19 protein-coding genes are annotated in these 20,111 nt (G+C 73.1%); 14 read left to right on the top strand and 5 right to left on the bottom strand.

From position 1 onward, the window contains the following. Positions 1-59: 59 nt before the first annotated feature. From ACWCXX_RS22275 to ACWCXX_RS22290, 4 genes are all read left to right on the top strand, one after another. Positions 60-1,151 carry a quaternary amine ABC transporter ATP-binding protein gene (locus tag ACWCXX_RS22275; protein WP_451129892.1) on the top strand — a complete coding sequence of 364 codons (1,092 nt, stop codon included), beginning with the start codon at positions 60-62 and terminating at the stop codon, positions 1,149-1,151. Next, entirely contained in the window at positions 1,144-3,777 is a 2,634-nt protein-coding gene (locus ACWCXX_RS22280) for an ABC transporter permease/substrate binding protein (protein WP_451129781.1), read from the top strand. The genes ACWCXX_RS22275 and ACWCXX_RS22280 overlap by 8 nt, the downstream gene beginning before the upstream one ends. Before the next feature lie 149 nt (positions 3,778-3,926). Continuing rightward, complete coding sequence (locus ACWCXX_RS22285; RefSeq protein WP_451129783.1) at positions 3,927-4,472, top strand: helix-turn-helix domain-containing protein; 546 nt, start codon at positions 3,927-3,929, stop codon at positions 4,470-4,472. Positions 4,473-4,484: 12 nt separating this feature from the next. Beyond that, a complete protein-coding gene (locus ACWCXX_RS22290) occupies positions 4,485-5,210 on the top strand; it encodes a helical backbone metal receptor (protein ID WP_451129784.1) in 726 nt (241 codons plus the stop codon). On the opposite strand, the gene ACWCXX_RS22295 is transcribed toward ACWCXX_RS22290, so the two are convergent. Then, positions 5,128-6,279 (bottom strand): TDT family transporter, encoded by a 1,152-nt coding sequence (locus ACWCXX_RS22295; RefSeq protein WP_451129786.1) that lies wholly within the window; start codon positions 6,277-6,279, stop codon positions 5,128-5,130. The genes ACWCXX_RS22290 and ACWCXX_RS22295 overlap by 83 nt on opposite strands. A 71-nt stretch (positions 6,280-6,350) precedes the next feature. On the opposite strand from ACWCXX_RS22295, the gene ACWCXX_RS22300 reads away from it, so the two are divergent. Then, positions 6,351-7,280 (top strand): LysR family transcriptional regulator, encoded by a 930-nt coding sequence (locus ACWCXX_RS22300; RefSeq protein ID WP_451129788.1) that lies wholly within the window; start codon positions 6,351-6,353, stop codon positions 7,278-7,280. Positions 7,281-7,321: 41 nt separating this feature from the next. Here ACWCXX_RS22300 and ACWCXX_RS22305 read toward each other — a convergent pair whose 3' ends face one another. Further along, entirely contained in the window at positions 7,322-8,041 is a 720-nt protein-coding gene (locus ACWCXX_RS22305) for a gamma-glutamyl-gamma-aminobutyrate hydrolase family protein (protein ID WP_451129894.1), read from the bottom strand. Between the two features lie 177 nt (positions 8,042-8,218). Next, a complete protein-coding gene (locus tag ACWCXX_RS22310) occupies positions 8,219-8,914 on the bottom strand; it encodes a FadR/GntR family transcriptional regulator (protein ID WP_451129896.1) in 696 nt (231 codons plus the stop codon). A 153-nt stretch (positions 8,915-9,067) separates the two neighbouring features. Here ACWCXX_RS22310 and ACWCXX_RS22315 point away from each other — a divergent pair, with 153 nt between their 5' ends. Continuing rightward, entirely contained in the window at positions 9,068-10,042 is a 975-nt protein-coding gene (locus tag ACWCXX_RS22315; protein WP_451129789.1) for a DUF2510 domain-containing protein, read from the top strand. A 52-nt stretch (positions 10,043-10,094) separates the two neighbouring features. Here the strand turns inward: ACWCXX_RS22315 and ACWCXX_RS22320 are convergent, their stop codons facing one another. Further along, positions 10,095-11,297, bottom strand: a complete 1,203-nt coding sequence (locus ACWCXX_RS22320; protein ID WP_451129791.1) for an amino acid deaminase/aldolase — start codon at positions 11,295-11,297, stop codon at positions 10,095-10,097. Between the two features lie 960 nt (positions 11,298-12,257). Between ACWCXX_RS22320 and ACWCXX_RS22325 the strand changes: the two genes are divergently transcribed. The 3 genes from ACWCXX_RS22325 (at position 12,258) to ACWCXX_RS22335 (ending at position 15,268) form a co-directional block, all read left to right on the top strand. Then, entirely contained in the window at positions 12,258-13,157 is a 900-nt protein-coding gene (locus tag ACWCXX_RS22325) for a hypothetical protein (protein ID WP_451129898.1), read from the top strand. Then, a complete protein-coding gene (gene mycP, locus ACWCXX_RS22330) occupies positions 13,154-14,347 on the top strand; it encodes a type VII secretion-associated serine protease mycosin (protein WP_451129792.1) in 1,194 nt (397 codons plus the stop codon). Before ACWCXX_RS22325 ends, mycP begins: the two co-directional genes overlap by 4 nt. Before the next feature lie 192 nt (positions 14,348-14,539). Continuing rightward, a complete protein-coding gene (locus tag ACWCXX_RS22335) occupies positions 14,540-15,268 on the top strand; it encodes an SseB family protein (protein ID WP_451129794.1) in 729 nt (242 codons plus the stop codon). A gap of 119 nt (positions 15,269-15,387) precedes the next feature. Here the strand turns inward: ACWCXX_RS22335 and ACWCXX_RS22340 are convergent, their stop codons facing one another. Beyond that, positions 15,388-15,750, bottom strand: coding sequence for a DUF1844 domain-containing protein (locus ACWCXX_RS22340; protein ID WP_451129796.1), 363 nt, complete (start codon positions 15,748-15,750; stop codon positions 15,388-15,390). Between the two features lie 345 nt (positions 15,751-16,095). Between ACWCXX_RS22340 and infC the strand changes: the two genes are divergently transcribed. The 5 genes from infC (at position 16,096) to ACWCXX_RS22365 (ending at position 20,049) form a co-directional block, all read left to right on the top strand. Further along, complete coding sequence (infC, locus tag ACWCXX_RS22345; RefSeq protein WP_283850741.1) at positions 16,096-16,779, top strand: translation initiation factor IF-3; 684 nt, start codon at positions 16,096-16,098, stop codon at positions 16,777-16,779. A gap of 120 nt (positions 16,780-16,899) precedes the next feature. Then, the gene (gene rpmI, locus ACWCXX_RS22350; protein WP_114243588.1) at positions 16,900-17,094 is read left to right on the top strand and encodes a 50S ribosomal protein L35; all 195 of its coding nucleotides are present in this window, start codon (positions 16,900-16,902) and stop codon (positions 17,092-17,094) included. A gap of 110 nt (positions 17,095-17,204) precedes the next feature. Next, positions 17,205-17,588: a 50S ribosomal protein L20 gene (gene rplT, locus ACWCXX_RS22355; RefSeq protein ID WP_451129799.1), complete on the top strand. Its 384-nt coding sequence runs from the start codon at positions 17,205-17,207 to the stop codon at positions 17,586-17,588. Between the two features lie 141 nt (positions 17,589-17,729). Further along, positions 17,730-18,563, top strand: coding sequence for a TrmH family RNA methyltransferase (locus tag ACWCXX_RS22360; protein ID WP_451129801.1), 834 nt, complete (start codon positions 17,730-17,732; stop codon positions 18,561-18,563). Between the two features lie 322 nt (positions 18,564-18,885). Further along, positions 18,886-20,049 carry an ATP-binding protein gene (locus ACWCXX_RS22365; RefSeq protein WP_451129803.1) on the top strand — a complete coding sequence of 388 codons (1,164 nt, stop codon included), beginning with the start codon at positions 18,886-18,888 and terminating at the stop codon, positions 20,047-20,049. Positions 20,050-20,111: the final 62 nt, after the last annotated feature.

The following is a 20,111-nucleotide window of genomic DNA, read 5'->3' on the forward strand; positions in this document are numbered from 1 at the left end:
TTTTCGGTTCAACCCGCGAGGTGTATGTGTCAAGGCTGCAGGCCGAGCACTTGTACAAGGTGTTCGGCAGACGACCCGATCAAGCCGTGCGAAGGCTCGAGGACGGCGCCGACCGCGACGAGTTGCGCGCCGACGGAACGACCGCAGCGGTGATCGACGCCTCGTTCGCCGTCGAGCCGGGTCAGATCTTCGTCGTGATGGGTCTGTCCGGTTCCGGCAAGTCCACGTTGCTGCGGATGCTCAACGGACTTCTGGAGCCCACGGCCGGACGCGTGCTGTTCGACGGGCAGGACCTGACCGCCCTGAGCCCCGCCGAGCTGCGCCACGTCCGGTCCTCCAAGATCAGCATGGTGTTCCAGCACTTCGCGCTCTTCCCCCACCGCAGTGTGCTGGAGAACGCCGCGTACGGCCTCGAAGTGCAGGGCGTGCCGCGTGCCGAGCGCGAGAAGCGCGCCGCCGAGGCGCTGGAGCTGACCGGTCTCGCCGGCTGGGAGAAGTCCTGGCCCGACGAGCTCTCCGGCGGCATGCAGCAGCGCGTCGGCCTGGCCCGCGCCCTGGCCACCGACGCCGACCTGCTGCTGATGGACGAGTCCTTCAGCGCGCTCGACCCGCTGATCCGCCGCGACATGCAGGACCAGCTGCTCGAACTGCAGAAGCGGCTGAAGAAGACCATCGTCTTCATCACCCACGACCTCAACGAGGCCATGCGCCTCGGCGACCGCATCGCCGTGATGCGCGACGGGCGAATAGTCCAGCTCGGCACCGCCGAGGACATCCTCGTCACCCCGGCCAACGACTACGTCGCCTCCTTCACCCAGGACGTCGACCGCTCCCGGGTGCTGACCGCGGGCGCCATCATGGCCGAGCCGCACACCGTCATGGGCACCGGCACGGACGACGGCAGGGAACTGCGCACCGCCGCCGACGTGATCGAGGCCGCCCCGGTCACCGTCACCGAGTCCACGCCGATCGTCGAGCTCTTCACCCCCTGCTCGCAGAGCGGTGCGGCGGTCGCCGTGACCGACACCGAGGGCAAGCTCGTCGGCGTCGTCCCGCCCGCCCGGCTGCTCGCCGTCCTCGGCGAGCCGATGACCCCCGCCGAGGCCCCGCAGGACGTCGCGACCGGCACGAAGAAGGTGGCCAGTGTTTAGGCTCCCTCTCGGTGACTGGGTCGACTCGGCCGTCGACTGGCTGCAGACCCACCTGTCCTGGCTGTTCGACGCGATCAGCGCCGTCGTCAGCGGCATGTTCGACGGCATGGCCGCCGTTCTCTCCGCCCCCGCACCGCTGCTCTTCGCGGGCATCGTCGCCGTCGTCGCCTGGTGGCTGCGCGGCCTGCTCGCGGGCGTGCTCGCCTTCGTCGGCTTCGCCCTCATCGACTCCGTCGAGCTGTGGGACGAGGCGATGGACACCGTCACCCTGGTGCTCGTCGCCACCATCATCGCGCTGGCACTGTCCGTACCGCTGGGCATCTGGGCGTCCCGCTCCAAGGCCGTCAGCGCGGTCATCCGCCCGGTCCTGGACTTCATGCAGACCATGCCCGCCATGGTCTACCTGATCCCCGGCGTCATCTTCTTCGGCGTCGGCGTGGTGCCCGGCATCATCGCCACCATCATCTTCTCGCTGCCCCCGGGCGTCCGGATGACCGAACTCGGCATCCGCCAGGTCGACGGCGAACTCGTCGAGGCGGCCGAGGCGTTCGGCACCACCCGGCGCAACACCCTGCTGCGGGTCCAGCTCCCGCTCGCCCTGCCCACGATCATGGCGGGCATCAACCAGGTCATCATGCTGGGCCTGTCCATGGTGGTCATCGCCGGCATGGTCGGCGGCGGCGGCCTCGGCGGCGCCGTCTACCGCGCCATCGGCAACGTGGACGTCGGCCTCGGCTTCGAGGCGGGCATCTCCATCGTCATCGTGGCGATGTACCTGGACCGGATGACCGGCGCGCTCGGCCGCGAGGTCTCCCCGCTCGCCCGCCGCGCGCTCGCCAAGGCGCAGTCGATGGCCGGCGGCCTGAAGATCTGGAACCACCGCCCGCAGCCCGTGGTCGCGGTCGTCGGCATCGTCGTCCTCGCGCTCGTCGCGGGCGGCATGGGGATCTTCGGCTCGTCCGGCCCGGACAAGAACGCCGCCACCGACGGTTCGGACGTCGGCGCCGGCAAGAAGATCAGCATGGGCTACATCCCGTGGGACGAGGGCATCGCCTCCACCTTCCTCTGGAAGGAGATGCTGGAGCGGCGCGGCTTCCAGGTCGACGTCAAGCAGTACGAGGCCGGCGCGCTCTACACCGGCATGGCCAACGGCCAGATCGACTTCGAGACCGACTCCTGGCTCCCGGTCACCCACGCCAGCTACTGGAAGAAGTACCAGGACAAGCTGGAGGACATGGGCTCCTGGTACGGCCCCACCTCGCTGGAACTGGCCGTCCCCGCGTACCTGAAGGACGTCACGTCCCTGGACGACCTCAAGGGCAAGGGCTCGCGGTTCAAGAACCGGATCGTCGGCATCGAGCCGAGCGCCGGTGAGACGGGCCTGCTCAAGGACAAGATCCTGCCGGGCTACGGCCTGGACGAGGAGTACAAGGTCGTCGACGGCTCCACGCCCTCGATGCTGGCCGAGCTGAAGCGCGCGTACGCCAAGAAGGAGCCGATCGTCGTCCCGCTCTGGTCGCCGCACTGGGCGTACAACCAGTTCGAGCTCACCAAGCTCAAGGACCCCAAGAACCTCTGGGGCAAGGGCGACGGCATCCACACCCTGGCCCGCAAGGGCTTCTCCGCCGACAACCCCGAGGTCGGCCGCTGGCTCAAGAACTTCAAGATGAGCGAGGACCAGCTCACCAGCCTTGAGGCGCAGATCCAGAAGTCCGGCTCCGGCAAGGAGCAGGAGGCCGTCCGCATCTGGCTGAAGGCCAACCCCGGCGTCGCCGACAAGTGGACCCCGGTCGCCGGGACGAAGGCCGCCGGGAACAAGAACGGCAAGGACGAGCGCGACCGCCCCGTCGAGATGGCCTGGTTCCCCTGGGAGGAGGACATCGCCGCCACGTACCTGTGGAAGGCGGTCCTGGAGGAGCGCGGCTACAGGATCAACCTCAAGCAGTTCGAGGTCGGCCCGATGTACACCGCGATGTCGCGCGGCCAGATCGACGTGCAGTTCGACGGCTGGCTGCCGTACACCCAGAAGAACTACTGGGAGAAGTACGGCTCCCGGCTGACCGACCTCGGCTCGTGGTACGGCCCGACGTCGATCGAGATCGCGGTGCCCTCGTACGTGAAGGACGTCAAGTCCCTCGCCGACCTCAAGGGCAAGGGCTCGCGGTTCAAGAACCGGATCGTCGGCATCGAGCCGGGCACCGCCACGATGGAGAACCTCAAGAAGAACGTGCTGCCGACGTACGGGCTCGACAAGGAGTACAAGGTCCTCGACTCCTCGACGCCCGGCATGCTCGCCGAGCTGAAGCGCGCGTACGCCAAGAAGGAGCCCGTCGCGGTGCTGCTCTGGACGCCGCACTGGGCGTACAGCGAGTACGGCATGACCAAGCTGAAGGACCCCGAGAAGGCCTTCGGCGACGGCGACCGGCTGCACACCATCGCGTCCAAGGACTTCCCGGAGAACTACCCGCAGCTGACGAAGTGGTTCAAGGACTTCGAGCTGAGCGAGGACCAGCTCGCCGGCCTGGAGAACCGGATCCAGAAGCTCGGCGCGGGCCACGAGGAAGAGGCCGTGAAGGCCTGGATGGCGAAGAACCCGGGCATCGTGGACAAGATGGCCCCGCAGTAGGGCCCGGAAGCACCCGAAGGGGTGGGCACCGCCGTCGGCGGTGCCCACCCCTTCACGCCGTCCCGGTGTTCATCCATGGGCCGACTTGTGCAACGGTGTGCGTAACACGTCGGCAACCGGAAGGATGGAGAGTCGGGAGGGAGCCGGACATGGACGAGAAGGAAGCGCTCCGCGTGGGTGCCGCGGTCCGCCGCAGACGCAGGTCACTGGGGCTCACGCTGGCCGCGGTCGCCGGGCGAAGCGGCCTGTCCGTGCCGTTCCTCAGCCAGATCGAGAACGAGCGGGCCCGGCCCAGCGCCCGGTCCCTGGACCTGGTCGCCGGGGCCCTGGAGACCACCACGGCACGGCTGCGCGCCGCCGCGGACTCGGCACGCGCCGTCGACGTGGTGCGCGCGGGCGAGGGCGACGGGGTGCGCCGGGTGGTGCGCGGACGCCATCAGCTCAGCGCCCTGGAGTTCACCGGGGAGCTCGACCTCGGGCGTGAGTTCCAGCACCGCAACGACGAGGTGATGTACGTGACCCGGGGCGGCGTCGAGGTGGAGGCCGAGGGGCAGGCGTACCGGCTGGAGGAGGGCGACACGCTGTTCCTGTCCGGCGGGGTGCGGCACCGCTGGCGGGCCACGGAGCCCGGTACCCGGCTGCTGGTCGTCGCCGTCGCCGAGCACATCGACGCCACCTACGACCCGCGTCGCTGAGCGGAGGCCCCCGTGCGCGTCGTCTCCCTGGTTCCCTCGCTCACCGAGGCCGTCGCCGCCACCGACCCCGGGCTGCCGGTCGGGGTCACCGACTGGTGCACCCGCCCGCCCGGCCTGACCGCCGCCCGGATCGGCGGGACCAAGAACCCCGACGTGGCGGCGGTCGTCGCGCTCCGGCCCGATCTCGTCCTCGCCAACGAGGAGGAGAACCGGGCCGCCGACCTCGCCGCGCTCCGGGCCGCCGGGATCGAGGTGCTGGTCACGGAGGTCCGCACCCTCGACCGGGCCTTCGCGGAACTCGAACGCGTCCTGGCCGCCTGCGGACGGTCCCGGCCGCGCTGGCTGGACGAGGCCGAGGCGGCCTGGGCCGCGCTCCCGCCCCCCTCGGCCCCGCGCCGCGCGGTGGTGCCCGTCTGGCGCAGGCCGTGGATGGTGCTGGGCCGCGACACCTTCGCCGGGGACCTGCTGGCCAGGCTCGGGGTGGAGAACGTCCACGCGGACCACGCCGAGCGCTACCCGCGCATCCCCCTCGACGCGCTCAACGCGGCGGGCGCCGATCTGGTGGTGCTGCCCGACGAGCCGTACCGCTTCACCGCGACCGACGGACCCGAGGCCTTCCCCGCACTGCCCGCCGCGCTCGTCGACGGGCGGTTCCTCACGTGGTACGGACCGTCACTGGTGCGGGCCCCTGCGGCGCTGCGAGCAGCGCTCCGCCGAACAGCCCGCGCAGCGTCCTGACCCCGGCCACCGCCCACGCGGTCACCAGCAGCACGTACAGGGCGACGGCCAGCCAGGTGAACGCCGTGAGACCGGTGTGCCGGGCCAGGCCCGCGGCGCCGGTGACACACGTGCCGACGGGGAAGGTGAAGCCCCACCACGTCATGGCGAAGGTCATGCCGTTGCGCACGGCCCGCACCACCAGCGCCACGGACAGGGCCAGCCACAGCAGCGCGAATCCCATCACCGGCACCCCGTACAGCACGGCGAACACCCCGAATCCGGAGACGTACGGCTCCGGCACCGTGCCCGGCGCCGCGTCGGCGAGCTGACCGACCGCGGTCGTCGACTGCCCCAGCGGGCCGAGGACCAGGAACAGGGTGGGCGTCAGCGCGAGCGGCAGCGGACCTTGGTGGACGAGCCGGGCGAAGATCAGCGGCAGCATCACCAGCGTGGCCAGCAGACTCAGCCCGAACATCGCGTAGCAGGCCAGCAGCATCGCCTCCCGCCACTGCCCGGCGGGCAGATGGGGCACCAGCTGCGGGCCGAGCGCCGCGGAGACCATCGGCGCCACCACCGGGAGCAGCCACACCGGAGAGGCGTTCCCCGGCTCGATCCGGTGGCGCACGACCATCAGGTACGGGATCGCGGCCGCGACGACGAGACCGGTCACCGTGCCCGCCGTGTACAGCACCACGTCCAGCGCCAGGGCCGCCCGCAGCCCGATCAGGTCCCGGCCCACCGCCAGCGTGGAGCCGCCGACGGCCAGCAGCGCCATCGAGAGGCAGCCGTAGAACGGGGCGACGGCGGGGTCGAGCAGATGGCTGCGGGCCTGGTCGCGATGGGCGATCCAGTGCCCGGCACGGGCCGTGAGCAGCACGGCGAGGGCGACCGCCGAGAGCACCCACACGAACACGCAGACGGTGCGCAGCCCCGGCACGTGCACGGGCAGTGCGACCCCCGCGCTCGCGACGATCGAGGTGCCCATGACGGAGGCGTACCAGTTGGGGCCGAGATACCGCAGGGCGGACGGGCGGGGGGAGGTCGGACACGGGGCTGAGGGCTGCTGCGTCCGCGGAAGGGTGGCCATGCCAATGATTTTTGCCACGAGGGCGGGACCCCACCAGGGACTCCGCTTCTATGAGGTCATAAGCTTACTTTATGACCGATGAAGTGCCTGTTCCGCCCCCGCTGTCCCACCGGGTCCCCGACCTCGGCGCGCTGGAGCTCCTGCTCGCCGTCGCCCGGCACGGCAGCCTGGGGCGCGCGGCACGGGACGTCGGCGTCACCCAGCCCGCCGCCAGCAGCCGCATCCGGTCCATGGAACGACAGCTCGGCGTGGCCCTGCTGGACCGCTCCCCGCGCGGCTCCCGGCTCACCGACGCGGGCGCGCTGGTCACCGACTGGGCGCGCAGGATCGTCGAGGCGGCCGAGGCGTTCGACGCGGGCGCCCAGGCGCTGCGCGACCGGCGGGACTCACGGCTGCGGGTCGCCGCCTCCATGACCATCGCCGAGTACCTGTTGCCGGGCTGGCTGATAGCGCTGCGCGCCGAACGGCCGGACACCGCGGTCTCGCTGCTCGCCGGGAACTCGGCGGCCGTCGCGGGGCGGCTGCTCGTCGGCGAGGCCGACCTCGGATTCGTGGAGGGCCTGTCCGTACCGGAAGGGCTCGACGGCACGGTCGTCGCCCACGACCGCCTCGTCGTCGTGGTCGCCCCGTCCCACCCCTGGGCCCGCCGCCCCGCCCCCCTGGCCCCGCAGGAGCTCGCCACGACCCCGCTGATCCTGCGCGAACACGGCTCCGGCACCCGCCAGGTGCTGGGCGCCGCCCTCGCCGCGCACGGCGGCCTCGCCCAGCCGTTGCTCGAACTCTCCTCCACCACGGCGGTGAAGGGCGCGGCGGAGAGCGGCGCCGGGCCGTGCGTCCTGAGCGAACTCGCCCTGGGCGAGGAACTGTCCTCGCGGCGCCTGGTCAAGGTCCCGGTCGCCGGAGTGCGCCTGCGACGCCAGCTGCGCGCCGTATGGCCCTCGGGTCATCGCCCCACGGGCCCCGCCCGCGACCTGCTGTCCCTGACGGCACGGGACGGCTGACGGGGCACTCCGCCCGTGTCCCCGCGTGCGGGAACCGCCGGTCACGGCACCGGGGTCCCGGCCGCCGACCGGGCCGCCGCAGCCGCGACCAATGCCTCCAGCAACCGGGGGTCGTCGCCCATCTCGGGGTGCCACTGCACCCCCAGGACCCACTGGGGGCCCGGGAGTTCGACCGCCTCGATCGTGCCGTCCGCCGCATGGGCGCCGATCACCAGGCCCGGTGCCGGCCGCTCCACGCACTGGTGGTGGTAGGTGGGTACGTCGCACGGCTCGGGCGCCACCGACGCGTAGCGCGTGCCCGGCACCGGCGTCACCCGGTGCGTGCCGAAGACGCCGGTCGTGCCCGGCGGGCCGGTGTGGCCGTCGAGGTGCTGGGTCAGGGTGCCGCCGAGCGCCACGTTGAGCAGCTGCATGCCGCGGCAGATGCCGAGCACCGGCGTGCCGGACTCCAGGGCCGCCCCGATCAGGGCCAGTTCCCAGGCGTCGCGCTCCCGGACGGGCGGTCCGGACCTGGGGTCGCGCTCCGCGCCGTACCTGCCGGGGTCCACATCGGCCCCGCCCGCGATCACGAGTCCGTCCAGCCTGGCCACCACCGCCCCGGCCCGGCCGGGGTCGTCCGGTGGGAGCATCGCGGCGAGACCACCGGCCCGCTGGACGATGCGCGGGTACCCGGCCGGCAGGAGAGCGGCGGGCAGCTCCCAGACGCCCCAGCGGGCGGCGGGCTCCAGATAGGTGGTGACGCCGATGAGGGGTTCGGGCACGGGGTGGTCGAGAGGCTCGGGCACGGGGTGGTCGAGAGGCTCGGGCACGGACGGTCCCTCCGGTCGGCCGCCCGCAGGGGCGGAGGCGGTCCCAGGAATCCAATGGTTACGACGGATACCTTTATGCTCTCCGGGGCTCCGCACAAGAGGACGGGGGAAACCGGCCGAGGGCCCGGCTCAGGTCAGGAACCCGCGCAGGAGAGCGGCCGTACCCGCGCAGTGCTCGCGCATCACCGCGCGCGCGGCCTCCGGGTCCCCGTCGAGGATCGCCTCGACGAGGCTCGTGTGCTGCTGCTGCGAGTGCTCCAGGTTCCGCACGAGCAGCGGTATGCAGTCCAACAGGTCGTTCAGGGAGGCCCGGACGGCCGCGTACTGCGTGGCCAGCGACGCGGAACCGGAGAGGTCGGCCAGGGTCAGGTGCAGCCGGGTGTCGCGCCTGCGGTAGTCGGACAGGGGTGCCTCGTGAGTCGCCGTCAGGGCCGCGCGCAACCGGACCGCCCCCTCCTCGTCGAGCCCCTGCGCGGCGCACAGTTCGGCCGCCCCGGCCTCCAGCACCTCGCGGAAGCGCAGCACGTCCTCGATGTCGACGGAGGCCACCCTCCGGCGCAGCTCGTCCTCGCCCGTGCTGCCGGTGCGCGCCAGCACGAACGTGCCGCCGTACCGGCCGCGCCTGCTCTCCACCAGGCCCTGGTCCTGAAGGACCTTCAGCACCTCGCGCAGGGTGACCCGGCTGATCCCCAGCAACTCGGCGAGGTCGCGCTCGGCCGGCAGCCGCCCCCCGCCGGGCACCAGCTCCAGCCTGAGCACCTGGAGGATCTGCTCCAGCGCCTCCTCGAAGCCGTTCCCCGCGCGGACGGGTCGCAGCACCGGCATCAGACGGTCGATGAACTCGCTCTCCCCGGCCACGCCCCGTCTCCCTTTCGATCAATGGTCATTCACCACACCTTAAGTCTCGCGACGGAACGGAGAAGTGGCGGACCGGTGATCGGCGGACTTCCGCCGATGGCCGAACCCTAAAGTGGGGGGATGAGCAACGCGACACCGCCCGGCTGGTACCCGGACGCCGCGATACCGGGCACCGAACGCTGGTGGGACGGCACGGCATGGACCGCGCACACCCGCCCGGCCGCTCCCGCACCGCAGCAATTCGGGCCGCCCGCCCCGGAGTTCGGGCCACCCGTGCAGGCCGAGGAGGCGTCCGTGCAGGCCGGCGGGGCACCCGGTGGCAACGGAACCGGCTCCCGCACCACCCGGACCGTCGCCCTCACCGTCGCGGGCCTGGTCGTCGTCGGCGCGGCCGTCACCGGAGCGCTCCTGCTGCGCGGGGGCGACGGCACACCGGAGGCCGGTCCGAGCGGCTCCGCGCCACCGCCCGCCGCGACGGCGACCGCGACGGACACCCCGTCCCCCGACGACTCGTCGGCCGGGGACGACCCGAAGGTCCTCGTCGACCAGCTCAACGGCATCACCCTGCCGATCCCCGACGGCTGGGAGAGGCCCGACCTGAGCGGCGGGAGGCTCCTCATGATGCGCACCGTCGCCCCCTACCGGTGCCCCGGCGACTCCGGCCGCTTCTGCTACCACGGCACGGTGACCAGCAGTACCGCGAACGCCACGGACATCACCTCGGCCGAGGAACTCGCCAAGCACGACATCACCGACGCCGTCGACAGCGCCTACGAGCAGGACGTCCTCGGCAACCGGATCCATGGCGGCGTCACCTCCCACAAGGAGCTCGCCTCCGAGTCCGTGAGCGTCGCCGGACGCACCGGCTACCAGGTCCGCTGGCAGGTCGACACGGGCAAGGGGCCCGGCGGTTACGTGCAGTCGCTCGTCTTCCCGTCCACGGTCGGCAGCGAGTCGCTGGTCATCGTGCGCTACGCCTTCGACGCGGGCCCCGACGGGCCGTCGCTCTCGCTCATGGACACCATCACCAAGGCGATCCGGCCGATCGGCGACAGCGCGACGAGCGGCGGCGTGGGCAGTTCGGTCGCTCCCTGACCCGCCGTCCGGCCACCGGCCCCCCGCCCGACCGGCCGACCCGGCCCGGGGCTCAGAGGAACGTACGGCCCTCGCCCCGGTACGTCGGCACGGTCGCGGTCACCCGGTCGCCCTCGATCAGCTGCAACTCGTCGAAGCGTTCGCACATTTCACCGGCCTTCGCGTGCCGGAACCACACCTTGTCGCCGATCAGCAGATCGTCGGCCGGGGCGCCGAGCAGCGGGGTCTGCACCTCGCCCGGCCCCTCCTGCGGGTCGTAGCGCAGGCCCTCCGGCAGATACGGGACGGGCAGCCGGTCCGGCCCGGCGGGGCCGGACGCCGGGTAGCCGCCGCCGAGGACCGTCACCACGCCCACCCCGGGCCTGCGCACCACCGGGTGGGCGAACAGCGCCGCCGGACGGGCCGTGAACGACGTGTAGTTGTCGAACAGCCGCGGCACGTAGAGCCCCGACCCGGCCGCGATCTCGGTCACCGCGTGCTCGGCCGCCGTGTGCTGCACACTGCCGGTGCCGCCGCCGTTCACGAACTCCAGGTCCGGCGCCACCGCCCGTACCGCGCGCACCACTTCGGCCCGCCGCGCGGCGAGTTCCCGGCGGCCCGCGGCCTGCATCAGCCGGATCGCCCGGGAACGCAGCGGCCGGCCCGCGAGCGAGTCCCCGACCCCGGCGATGTGCCCCTCGTACGCCATCAGGCCGACCAGCCGGAAACCCGGCCTGCGCGCCACCGAGCGGGCCAGCTCGGCGAGTTGGGCGGGGGAGCGCAGCGGGGAGCGCCGGGCGCCGACCCTGACCCGGCCGCCGAGCAGCTGGAGCGAGGTGTCCAGTTCCAGACAGATCCGGATCTCCTCGCGACCACCCGCCCGCGCCGCGTCGATCAGCTCCAGCTGGGCGGGGTCGTCCACCATCAGCGTCACCGCGGCGGCCTGCTTCGGATCGGCGGCCAGCTCCGCGAGGGCGGCCCGGTCGGCCGTCGGATAGGCCAGCAGCACGTCGTCGAAACCGGCCTGTGCCAGCCACAGCGACTCGGCGAGCGTGAACGACATGATCCCGGCGAACCCGGGCCGCGCGAGCACCCGTTCCAGCAGCGCCCGGCAGCGTACCGACTTGCTCGCCACCCGGATCGGCTTCCCGGCGGCCCGCCGGACGAGATCATCGGCATTGGCGTCGAACGCCTCGAGATCGACGACGGCGATCGGGACGTCGAGGTGGGCAGTGGCCCGGTTGTACCGGGTCCGGTCAGCGGTACGGGCAGTCATGGCCGCAGCTTGCCAGACGCCCGTACCGATGGGTAAGGGCTGTCCCGCCTCCCGTCCGGACCGGCGCCACCGGACGGTTCGGCCCGCGTCGCCGGACGCGGTCCCCGCGGGCGGGGACGGACGCGGGGCGGAGGGCGGGGCGACGCGCCGCGGCCGTGCGCCCTTCCGCCGTACGGCCCGGCCCCCGGGGGACGATCCGTGCAGATCATCCGGGGTCGGACGGCCTGCTCCCGCAGGGGGCGCCCCACCCCGTAGAGTGACGGACACGCGGCAATCAGCGGCAGTCGAACGGGCCTGCCTGTGACGCCGATCCGCGCGTGGTACGGAACGGGACCAGGGGGGCGGATGAGTACCGAGGCGCAACGGGCTCCTGTCCCGCCCCGCCCCACGCCCCCGGCACAGGACCCGAACCCGGTGACACCGGCCTCCACCACCCGCGAACCGGAGGCAGCACCCCCGTCCCGGGAGCCGGGCCCCGCAGCTCCGGTACGGGAGCCGGGTCCCGCGACACCGGCCCCCGCACGTGGGCCGGAGGCGGCGTCCCCGGTACGGGGGACGGGCCCCGTGCCCCCGGCCCCCGCGGGCGGGCCCGGGATCCAGGAGCCGGGTGCCCAGGGGGCCGTACCGGCCACGAGCCCGCCGTCCCCGGCGCCCGCCCGTCCGCCGGAGCCCGCGCAGCCGACGCGGAACCCGGCGCCGACACCCGCCACCGCGCCCGTTCCGCCGCCACCGACGGCCCCGCCGCCCGCGGCGGACGCAGTCCCGCCCGTGGAAACCACGGCCCGGCTCCGCCCCGTGCCCCCGGCCCCCGCGCCGGGTGTCTCCGTGCCCCCGGCCGCCGCGCCGGGCGCGTCCGTACCGTCGGCGCCCGTTCAGGGTGTGCCCGTGTCCCAGGCGCCCGTTGCCCCGCCCCGTCCCGAGCAGCCGCCCGCCGCGACCCGGCGGCGGCCCGTCGGCGCCGTGGACCTCACCCCGCGCCCGGGGACGGTCCCGCCGTCCGTGCCGCACCCGTATCCGTACCCGTACCGACAGCCGCAGCCGTACTACGGTCCGCGCCCCGAGACGCCCGCCGAGACCACCACCCGGCTGCGCCCGATCCGCACCCGCCACCCCGCCCGGACCGCGGCCGCGGCGGTCTGTGTCGTGCTCGGCCTCGGGCTGATCGGCGGTGCGGCCACCGGCACCTGGCTCACCAGCGACTCCTCGGCCGACCCCGCCGCCCACAGCGCCTACACCGTGGGCCGTTCCGCCTGGCACAACGTCCCCGTGGACACCCTCTTCCCGCCCGCACTGGCCGGCGACGGGGCGGGCCCCGGCGGCGCCGACCGGGTCTGGACCCGGATCGCCGTCGCCCCGGACAGCGGCTGCGGGAAGGCCCTGGACCCGTTGCTGGCCAGGGCGCTCGGCCCGGTCGGCTGCGAGCGGATGCTCCGCGCCACCTACGCCGACGCCACGTCCAGCAGCGTCACCACCGTCGGGGTGATCTTCACCGAGGGCGACCCGGCGGCCATGCGGGCGCTCAACACCCGCTTCACCGGCCAGCACCTCGACCTGCGCACCGATCTGATGCCCCGCACGTACCCCGTCCGGGGCACCGTCGCCGCCGGGTTCGGCGACCGGCAGCGCGCCAGCTGGACCGTCCACGTACTGACCGAGGTGCCCGTCGTCGTGTTCGCCGTCTCCGGCTTCGCCGACGGGCGTACCGTCACCGACCCGCAGCCCGCGGCGAAGGCCATGGACACGAGCGCGACGACCGCGGCGGCCCAGGCCGGACTCGGCCACGAGGCCAAGGGCATCGCCGACCGGGTCGAGCGCGGCCTGCGCCGGGCCGTCACCGACCTCACGGAGAAGCCGGAATGAGTCGCCGCCCCCGTCGCCACCGCGCCCTGGGCTCGGTCTGCGCCGCCACCGCGTTCGCGCTCCTGCCCGCCGCACCGGCCGGGGCCGACGCCATACGGGACCAGCAGTGGGGGCTGCAGGCGCTCCACACCGAACAGGCGTGGCGGACCACCAAGGGCAGGGGCATCACCGTCGCCGTCGTCGACACCGGGGTCGACGACAGCCTCCCCGACCTGGCCGGCCAGGTGCTGCCCGGCAAGGACATGATCGGGTTCGGTGCCGGTCACGGCGACCGGGCCTGGGCCCGGCACGGCACGGCGATGGCGGGCATCATCGCGGGCCGCGGCCACGGGCCGGGCCGCGACGACGGGGTGCTCGGCATCGCGCCCGAGGCGAAGATCCTCCCGGTCCGGGTGATCCTCGAAGCCTCCGACCCGGCCCGCGCCAAGGCCCGCAAGTCGCGCGGCACGGCCCTCGCCGACGGCATCCGCTGGGCCGCCGACCACGGCGCCGACGTCATCAACCTCTCGCTCGGCGACGACAGCAAGTCCGCACACCCCGAGCCGGGCGAGGACGCGGCCATCCAGTACGCGCTGAAGAAGGGGGCCGTCGTCGTCGCCTCCGCGGGCAACGGCGGCGAGAAGGGCGACCACATCTCGTACCCCGCCGCCTACCCCGGCGTGATAGCGGTCGCCGCCGTCGACCGGTACGGCACCCACGCGGCGTTCTCCACCCGCCGCTGGTATGCCACGGTCAGCGCCCCCGGCGTCGACATCGTCGTCGCCGCGCCCGACCGCCAGTACTACGTGGAGTGGGGCACCTCCGCCGCCTCCGCGTTCGTCTCGGGCGCGGTGGCGCTGGTCCGTGCCGCGCATCCGGACCTGACGCCCGCCCAGATCAAGAAGCTCCTCACGGACACCGCCCGCAGCTCCCCGGCGTCCGGCCGTGACGACGCCCGGGGGTACGGCATCGTCGACCCCGCCGCGGCGATCGAGGCCGGGGCGAAGCTCCGCCCCGCCGGGCTGCGGGCCGAAGCCGGGGCCGGATACCGGAAGCAGTACTTCGGCCCGGGACCCAGCCCCGCGCGGCACGAGAACAGTCCCGCGGGCTGGCTCGCCGCCGGCGCGGGCGTCCTCGGCGCGCTCCTGCTGGCACTGGCCGTGGTGCTCTGGCGCGGCAGGGGCCGCGGCCCGGCCACCATCCGGAACTGACCGCCTCCACCGTCCGGAACTGTCCGCCCTCCGCAGGGCACGCCCCCCGCCCGGAACTGCCCCCACCAGGCCCGCACCCGGGCGAAACCGACCGCCCCGCCGGGTCCGTCCCGCCCGGCCGGCAACGGCCCGCGGGAGCGGTCGGCCCGCCCCGTCGCCGGGACGGAAAGGCCCGGGTACTACGCTCGCCCTGTGGCGCTGAAGAACATTCCGGACCCCGGTTACTCCGACGACGACGGCACGGCCGACCCGGCCCTGACCGCGGCACTCGCCGCGTGGGCCACGGACCGGAAGGCGGTCGGCCCGGTGCTCGAAGCCCTCAGGGGCACCCGGCTGCTGGTCCCCGTCGTCGCCGTGCTCGGCGAGGTGGAGGAGGACGAGCGGGGCCTGCGTCGCGAGAAGACCAGCGACATGGCCGTCCCCACCCTCCAGGCGGGGGACCGTCGGGCCCTGCCCGCCTTCACCTCCACCGACTCGCTGGCCCGCTGGGACCCGCAGGCCCGCCCCGTCGCCGTCCCCCTCCACCAGGCGCTCCGGGCCGCCGCGCACGAGAAGGCGGACACGGTCGTCCTCGACCTCGCGGGACCGGTCGCGTTCGAACTGACCGGCCCCGCGCTGCTCGCCCTCGCCGAGGGCCGTACCAGTGCCGACCCGCTGGACGACCCCGCCGTCACCTCGGCGGTGCGGGCCGCGGTCGCAGCCGAGGCCGCGGTGCTCCGCGCCCACCTCGGCCCCGGCCCCGCCGACGGCACCCTGGCCCTCGTCCTCGCGCCCGACGCGAACCCCGCCGACGCGGCCCGCCGGGTCGCACAGGCGCTGGCCGCCGACGAGGTGCTGCGCGCCCGACTGGTGCGCGGCCTGGACCTGGCGCTGCTGCCGGCCGACGCGGTCGCACCGGGCGAACCCCTGTTCACCCGCTGATCGCATACGGGAAACGGCGCCGGGCGGTGGTCCGCCCCCGCCCCGCTGATGTGAACGCGTGAGCCCCCGCCCGTCCCGGGCGGGGGCTCACGCGCGTGAAAGGAGTGGAGAGGGAGGGCTCAGCCGAAGACGGGGCCGGTGTACTTCTCGCCGGGGCCCTGGCCGGGCTCGTCCGGGACGAGCGACGCCTCGCGGAACGCGAGCTGCAGCGACTTCAGCCCGTCCCGCAGCGGGGCCGCGTGGAAGGAGCTGATCTCGGTGGCGCTCGCGTCCAGCAGACCGGCCAGCGCGTGCACCAGCTTGCGGGCCTCGTCGAGGTCCTTGTGCTCGGCGCCGTCCTCGGTCAGCCCGAGCTTCACGGCGGCGGCACTCATCAGATTGACCGCGACCGTCACGATCACCTCGACCGCGGGCACCTCCGCGATGTCGCGGGCCATGTCGTCGAAGCCGGGGGAATCACTGGTGGGGGTCGCGTCACTCATGCGCCATACGATAGGCCCACGCCGGACCCGCCCCGTCCGCGGGAGCGGCCGGCGACGGCCGGTTAGCGCACGCACCGGGCAGCTGCTAGCCTGGTGTAACGACCGGCTGGGCAGCTATGTGCCCGGCCCACAAGTGGAGGCTCCGATCTCCCACCTGGCCGTCCTTCCGGACGGCGGGTCATCCGGTCAGGCGGTAGCCATCGTTCCGTACGGACGATGGGACCGCCCGATGCGCCCCGCGGTTGGCCGCGGCGGTGTTCCGGTTGTTCCAGGAGCCCCGCCTGTGTCCCGTCCGGGGCATTTTTCTTGCCCGTGTGCGGTTGGTCTCAAGGAAACAGACGTTACGTGGCTGTCCGCCAGGCGGCCGCGTGGTGCTACCGAGGAGGATCCATCAGCGCCGAGCCCCGCATCAACGACCGGATTCGCGTTCCCGAGGTGCGACTTGTCGGTCCCAGCGGCGAGCAGGTCGGGATTGTTCCGCTTGCCAAGGCCCTGGAACTCGCGCAGGAGTACGACCTCGACCTGGTCGAGGTGGCGGCGACCGCCCGTCCGCCCGTGTGCAAGCTCATGGACTACGGGAAGTTCAAGTACGAGTCGGCCATGAAGGCCCGTGAGGCGCGCAAGAACCAGGCGCACACGGTCATCAAGGAGATGAAGCTCCGGCCGAAGATCGACCCGCACGACTATGACACCAAGAAGGGTCACGTCGTCCGGTTCCTCAAGCAGGGCGACAAGGTCAAGATCACGATCATGTTCCGTGGTCGTGAGCAGTCCCGCCCCGAGCTGGGCTTCCGTCTGCTCCAGCGTCTGGCTTCGGACGTGGAGGAACTCGGCTTCATCGAGTCCAACCCGAAGCAGGACGGCCGGAACATGATCATGGTTCTGGGCCCGCACAAGAAGAAGACCGAGGCGATGGCCGAGGCCCGTGAGGCCCAGGCCGCCCGCAAGGCGGGGCGTCAGGGTTCCACCCCCGACGCCGCAGCGGACCAGGCTGCCGACACGCAGCCCGAGACACCTTCCGAGGCGTGACCTCAGGGGTCGCCATCCAGGCGGCCCCGGGTCCCCCCGGAATTCCCATCAAGATCTGACGCCCCTGCTGTCCGGTGCCCGCACCGAGAGGGGCGCCACTGACGAGGAGAGAACGGCGCGATGCCGAAGAACAAGACGCACAGCGGTGCCAGCAAGCGCTTCAAGATCACCGGCTCCGGCAAGGTGCTCCGTGAGCGCGCCGGCAAGCGCCACCTTCTTGAGCACAAGTCGTCCAAGAAGACCCGCTCGCTGACCGGCACGGTCGAGCTGGCCCCGGCCGACGCCAAGAAGGTCAAGAAGCTTCTCGGCAAGTGAGTCAGCAGCCCTCGGCGCACCCGGGGGCGGCGACCTCGACTTCAGACCGGGACCAATTCGTTTCCGGGCCGTGTGAGTCCAACCACGGCCCCGCTACAAGGAGTTAACAAGTGGCACGCGTCAAGCGGGCAGTAAACGCTCACAAGAAGCGTCGGGCGATCCTCGAGCAGGCCAGCGGTTACCGGGGCCAGCGCTCCCGTCTGTACCGCAAGGCGAAGGAGCAGGTCACCCACTCCCTCGTCTACAACTACAACGACCGCAAGAAGCGCAAGGGCGACTTCCGTCAGCTGTGGATCCAGCGCATCAACGCCGCTGCCCGCCAGAACGGCATGACGTACAACCGCCTCATCCAGGGTCTGAAGGCCGCCAACATCGAGGTGGACCGCAAGATGCTGGCCGAGCTCGCGGTCAACGACACCAACGCGTTCGCCGCCCTCGTCGAGGTCGCCCAGAAGGCCCTCCCGAGCGACGTCAACGCCCCGAAGGCCGCCTGAACCAGGTAGCACTTCCTGCTTTTCCGAGCCGGACCCGCAGGCGCCCGTCGTCTGCGGGTCCGGTGCGTTGCACGGCACGTTCCGCACGTCCGTCGCTCCCGTACCCGTCAGCCCCGTACGCAGAGAGGCCCGCCGCCGACCATGGGCACCCCCGAACTGATCTCCCCGCGATCGCCGCGCGTCGCCGCCGCCCGACGGCTGGCCAAGCGCAACTTCCGCGGCAAGGAGCGCAGGTTCATCGCCGAGGGGCCGCAGGCCGTGCGGGAGGCCGCCGAGCACCGCGGCAGCGACGGCGGACCGACCCTGATCGAGCTGTTCGCCACCGTCGAGGCGGCCGAGCGGTACGCCGACATCGTCGCCGCCGCCCACGCGGCCGGCGCCCGGGTGCACCTCGCCGACGGGGACGTGCTCGCCGACGTGTCCCAGACCGTCACCCCGCAGGGCCTGATCGGGGTCTGCCGCTTCCTCGACTCGCCGTTCGACGAGATCCTCGCTGCGAAGCCCAAACTGGTCGCCGTCCTCGCCCATGTGCGCGACCCGGGGAACGCGGGCACGGTGCTGCGCTGCGCCGACGCCGCGGGCGCCGACGCCGTCGTGCTCACCGACGCCTCGGTGGACCTCTACAACCCCAAGTCGGTCCGGGCCTCGGTCGGCTCGCTCTTCCACCTGCCGGTCGCCGTCGGCGTCCCGGTCGAGCAGGCCGTACGGGGACTGCGGGAGGCGGGCGTACGGATCCTCGCCGCCGACGGCGCGGGCGCCGACGACCTCGACGACGAACTCGACGCCGGAACCATGGGCGGCCCGACCGCCTGGATCTTCGGCAACGAGGCGTGGGGCCTGCCGGAGGAGACCAGGGCGCTGGCCGACGCCGTCGTGCGCGTGCCCATCCACGGCAGGGCGGAGAGCCTCAACCTGGCGACCGCGGCGGCCGTCTGCCTGTACGCCTCCGCAAGGGCCCAGCGCCCGCGCGGCTGAAAGCACCACCGCACGCCCCCCGGGGCCTGCCGGGCCCACCAGGGCCGGACAGGCCCCGTTGCCGCTTCCTGCACCGTTCCGCCACACCCCCGCAAAGGCAAAGAGAGAAGGGCGCTTCCGGTACGTGCCGAGGGGGCGTGCGCGGGCGGGCGCCCGGGATCGCGGGTGCACCGGGGGCGCTGTCCGACGGCGCTCGTGCCGCACCCGCCGGACCACACACCGCAGCAGTGCGCCCCCGCAGGGTGTCGCTCCGTCACCGACGACTAGTAGGGTGGCGAACTCGGGGGCCCACTGCACCGGTTCGAGAGGTGGGGTACGGGATATGGCTGTCGGCATGAGCAGGCCGCGCGAGACACACACGGCCGTCGTGCGCGGTTGCGAACGCCCCGGCGGGGCGGACGAACCGTCCGGGGAACCGGACCTCGTCACCGCCGGCGCCGGCATCGACCCCGACGACCTGCCCGACGGCCTCGTCGTCGCCGACGAGAACGGCCGGGTCGTCTGCTTCAACTCCGCGGCGGCACGGATCACGGCCGTGCCCCGGGACGCCGCTCTCGGCCGCCCCCTGGAACAGGCACTGCCGCTGGAGGACCTCAAGGGCCGCCGCTGGTGGGCCCTGACCGACCCGTACGGCGGCCTCGCCACCCGGGTCGGCCAGCCCGAACGCAATCTGCTGCTGCCCGGCGGCCGGGAGGTCCTGGTCTCCGCCCGGTACGTGCGCGAGCACCCCACCGGCCCCGTGCGCCGCCTGGTCGTCTCGCTGCGCGGCACCGAGGCCCGCCGCCGCACCGAACGCAGCCACGCCGAACTGATCGCGACCGTCGCCCACGAGCTGCGCTCCCCGCTGACCTCCGTCAAGGGCTTCACCGCGACCCTCCTCGCCAAGTGGGAGAGGTTCACCGACGACCAGAAGCGCCTGATGCTGGAGACCGTCGACGCCGACGCCAACCGCGTCACCCGGCTCATCACCGAACTGCTCGACATCTCCCGGATCGACTCCGGACGGCTGGAGCTGCGGCGGCAGCCCGTGGACCTCTCCGCCGCCGTCGAACGCCACGTCCAGGCCCTCACCGCGAACGGCCAGACCCCCGACCGCTTCCTCGTCCGCACCTGCCAGCCGCTGCCCGCGGTCTGGGCCGACCCGGACAAGGTCGACCAGGTGCTCGGCAACCTGCTGGAAAACGCGGTGCGCCACGGCGAGGGAACCGTCACCATCGAAGTCGCACCCGCACCCGCGAAGAGCGACGAGAAGGGAACGTCCGTCACCGTGAGCGACGAAGGCCCCGGCATCCCCGAGGAGTCGATGGGCCGCGTCTTCACCCGCTTCTGGCGGGGGAGCAAGCGCGGCGGCACGGGCCTGGGCCTCTACATCGTCAAGGGCATCGTCGAGGCGCACGGCGGCACGATCACGGTCGGTCGCGGCCCCGGCGGCGGGGCGGAGTTCCGATTTATCCTGCCCGTGAGCACGCCGGCCTACCTGGTCTGAGCAGCCCACGGGCCTCTCACACGTTCCGCGGCCCTTAGACTCGACTTTTGGCACCTTTGCGT

Source organism: Streptomyces sp. NPDC001732 (genome assembly GCF_053596315.1).

Bases quoted from the DNA above. Each gene is read 5' to 3' on its own strand.
- ACWCXX_RS22320 (WP_451129791.1), bottom strand. From the start codon at position 11,297: ATGACTGCCCGTACCGCTGACCGGACCCGGTACAACCGGGCCACTGCC.
- ACWCXX_RS22300 (WP_451129788.1), top strand. From the start codon at position 6,351: ATGACCGATGAAGTGCCTGTTCCGCCCCCGCTGTCCCACCGGGTCCCC.
- ACWCXX_RS22310 (WP_451129896.1), bottom strand. From the start codon at position 8,914: ATGCCGGTGCTGCGACCCGTCCGCGCGGGGAACGGCTTCGAGGAGGCG.
- rpmI (WP_114243588.1), top strand. From the start codon at position 16,900: ATGCCGAAGAACAAGACGCACAGCGGTGCCAGCAAGCGCTTCAAGATC.
- ACWCXX_RS22340 (WP_451129796.1), bottom strand. From the start codon at position 15,750: ATGAGTGACGCGACCCCCACCAGTGATTCCCCCGGCTTCGACGACATG.
- ACWCXX_RS22360 (WP_451129801.1), top strand. From the start codon at position 17,730: ATGGGCACCCCCGAACTGATCTCCCCGCGATCGCCGCGCGTCGCCGCC.
- ACWCXX_RS22285 (WP_451129783.1), top strand. From the start codon at position 3,927: ATGGACGAGAAGGAAGCGCTCCGCGTGGGTGCCGCGGTCCGCCGCAGA.
- ACWCXX_RS22295 (WP_451129786.1), bottom strand. From the start codon at position 6,279: ATGGCCACCCTTCCGCGGACGCAGCAGCCCTCAGCCCCGTGTCCGACC.
- ACWCXX_RS22315 (WP_451129789.1), top strand. From the start codon at position 9,068: ATGAGCAACGCGACACCGCCCGGCTGGTACCCGGACGCCGCGATACCG.
- mycP (WP_451129792.1), top strand. From the start codon at position 13,154: ATGAGTCGCCGCCCCCGTCGCCACCGCGCCCTGGGCTCGGTCTGCGCC.
- ACWCXX_RS22365 (WP_451129803.1), top strand. From the start codon at position 18,886: ATGGCTGTCGGCATGAGCAGGCCGCGCGAGACACACACGGCCGTCGTG.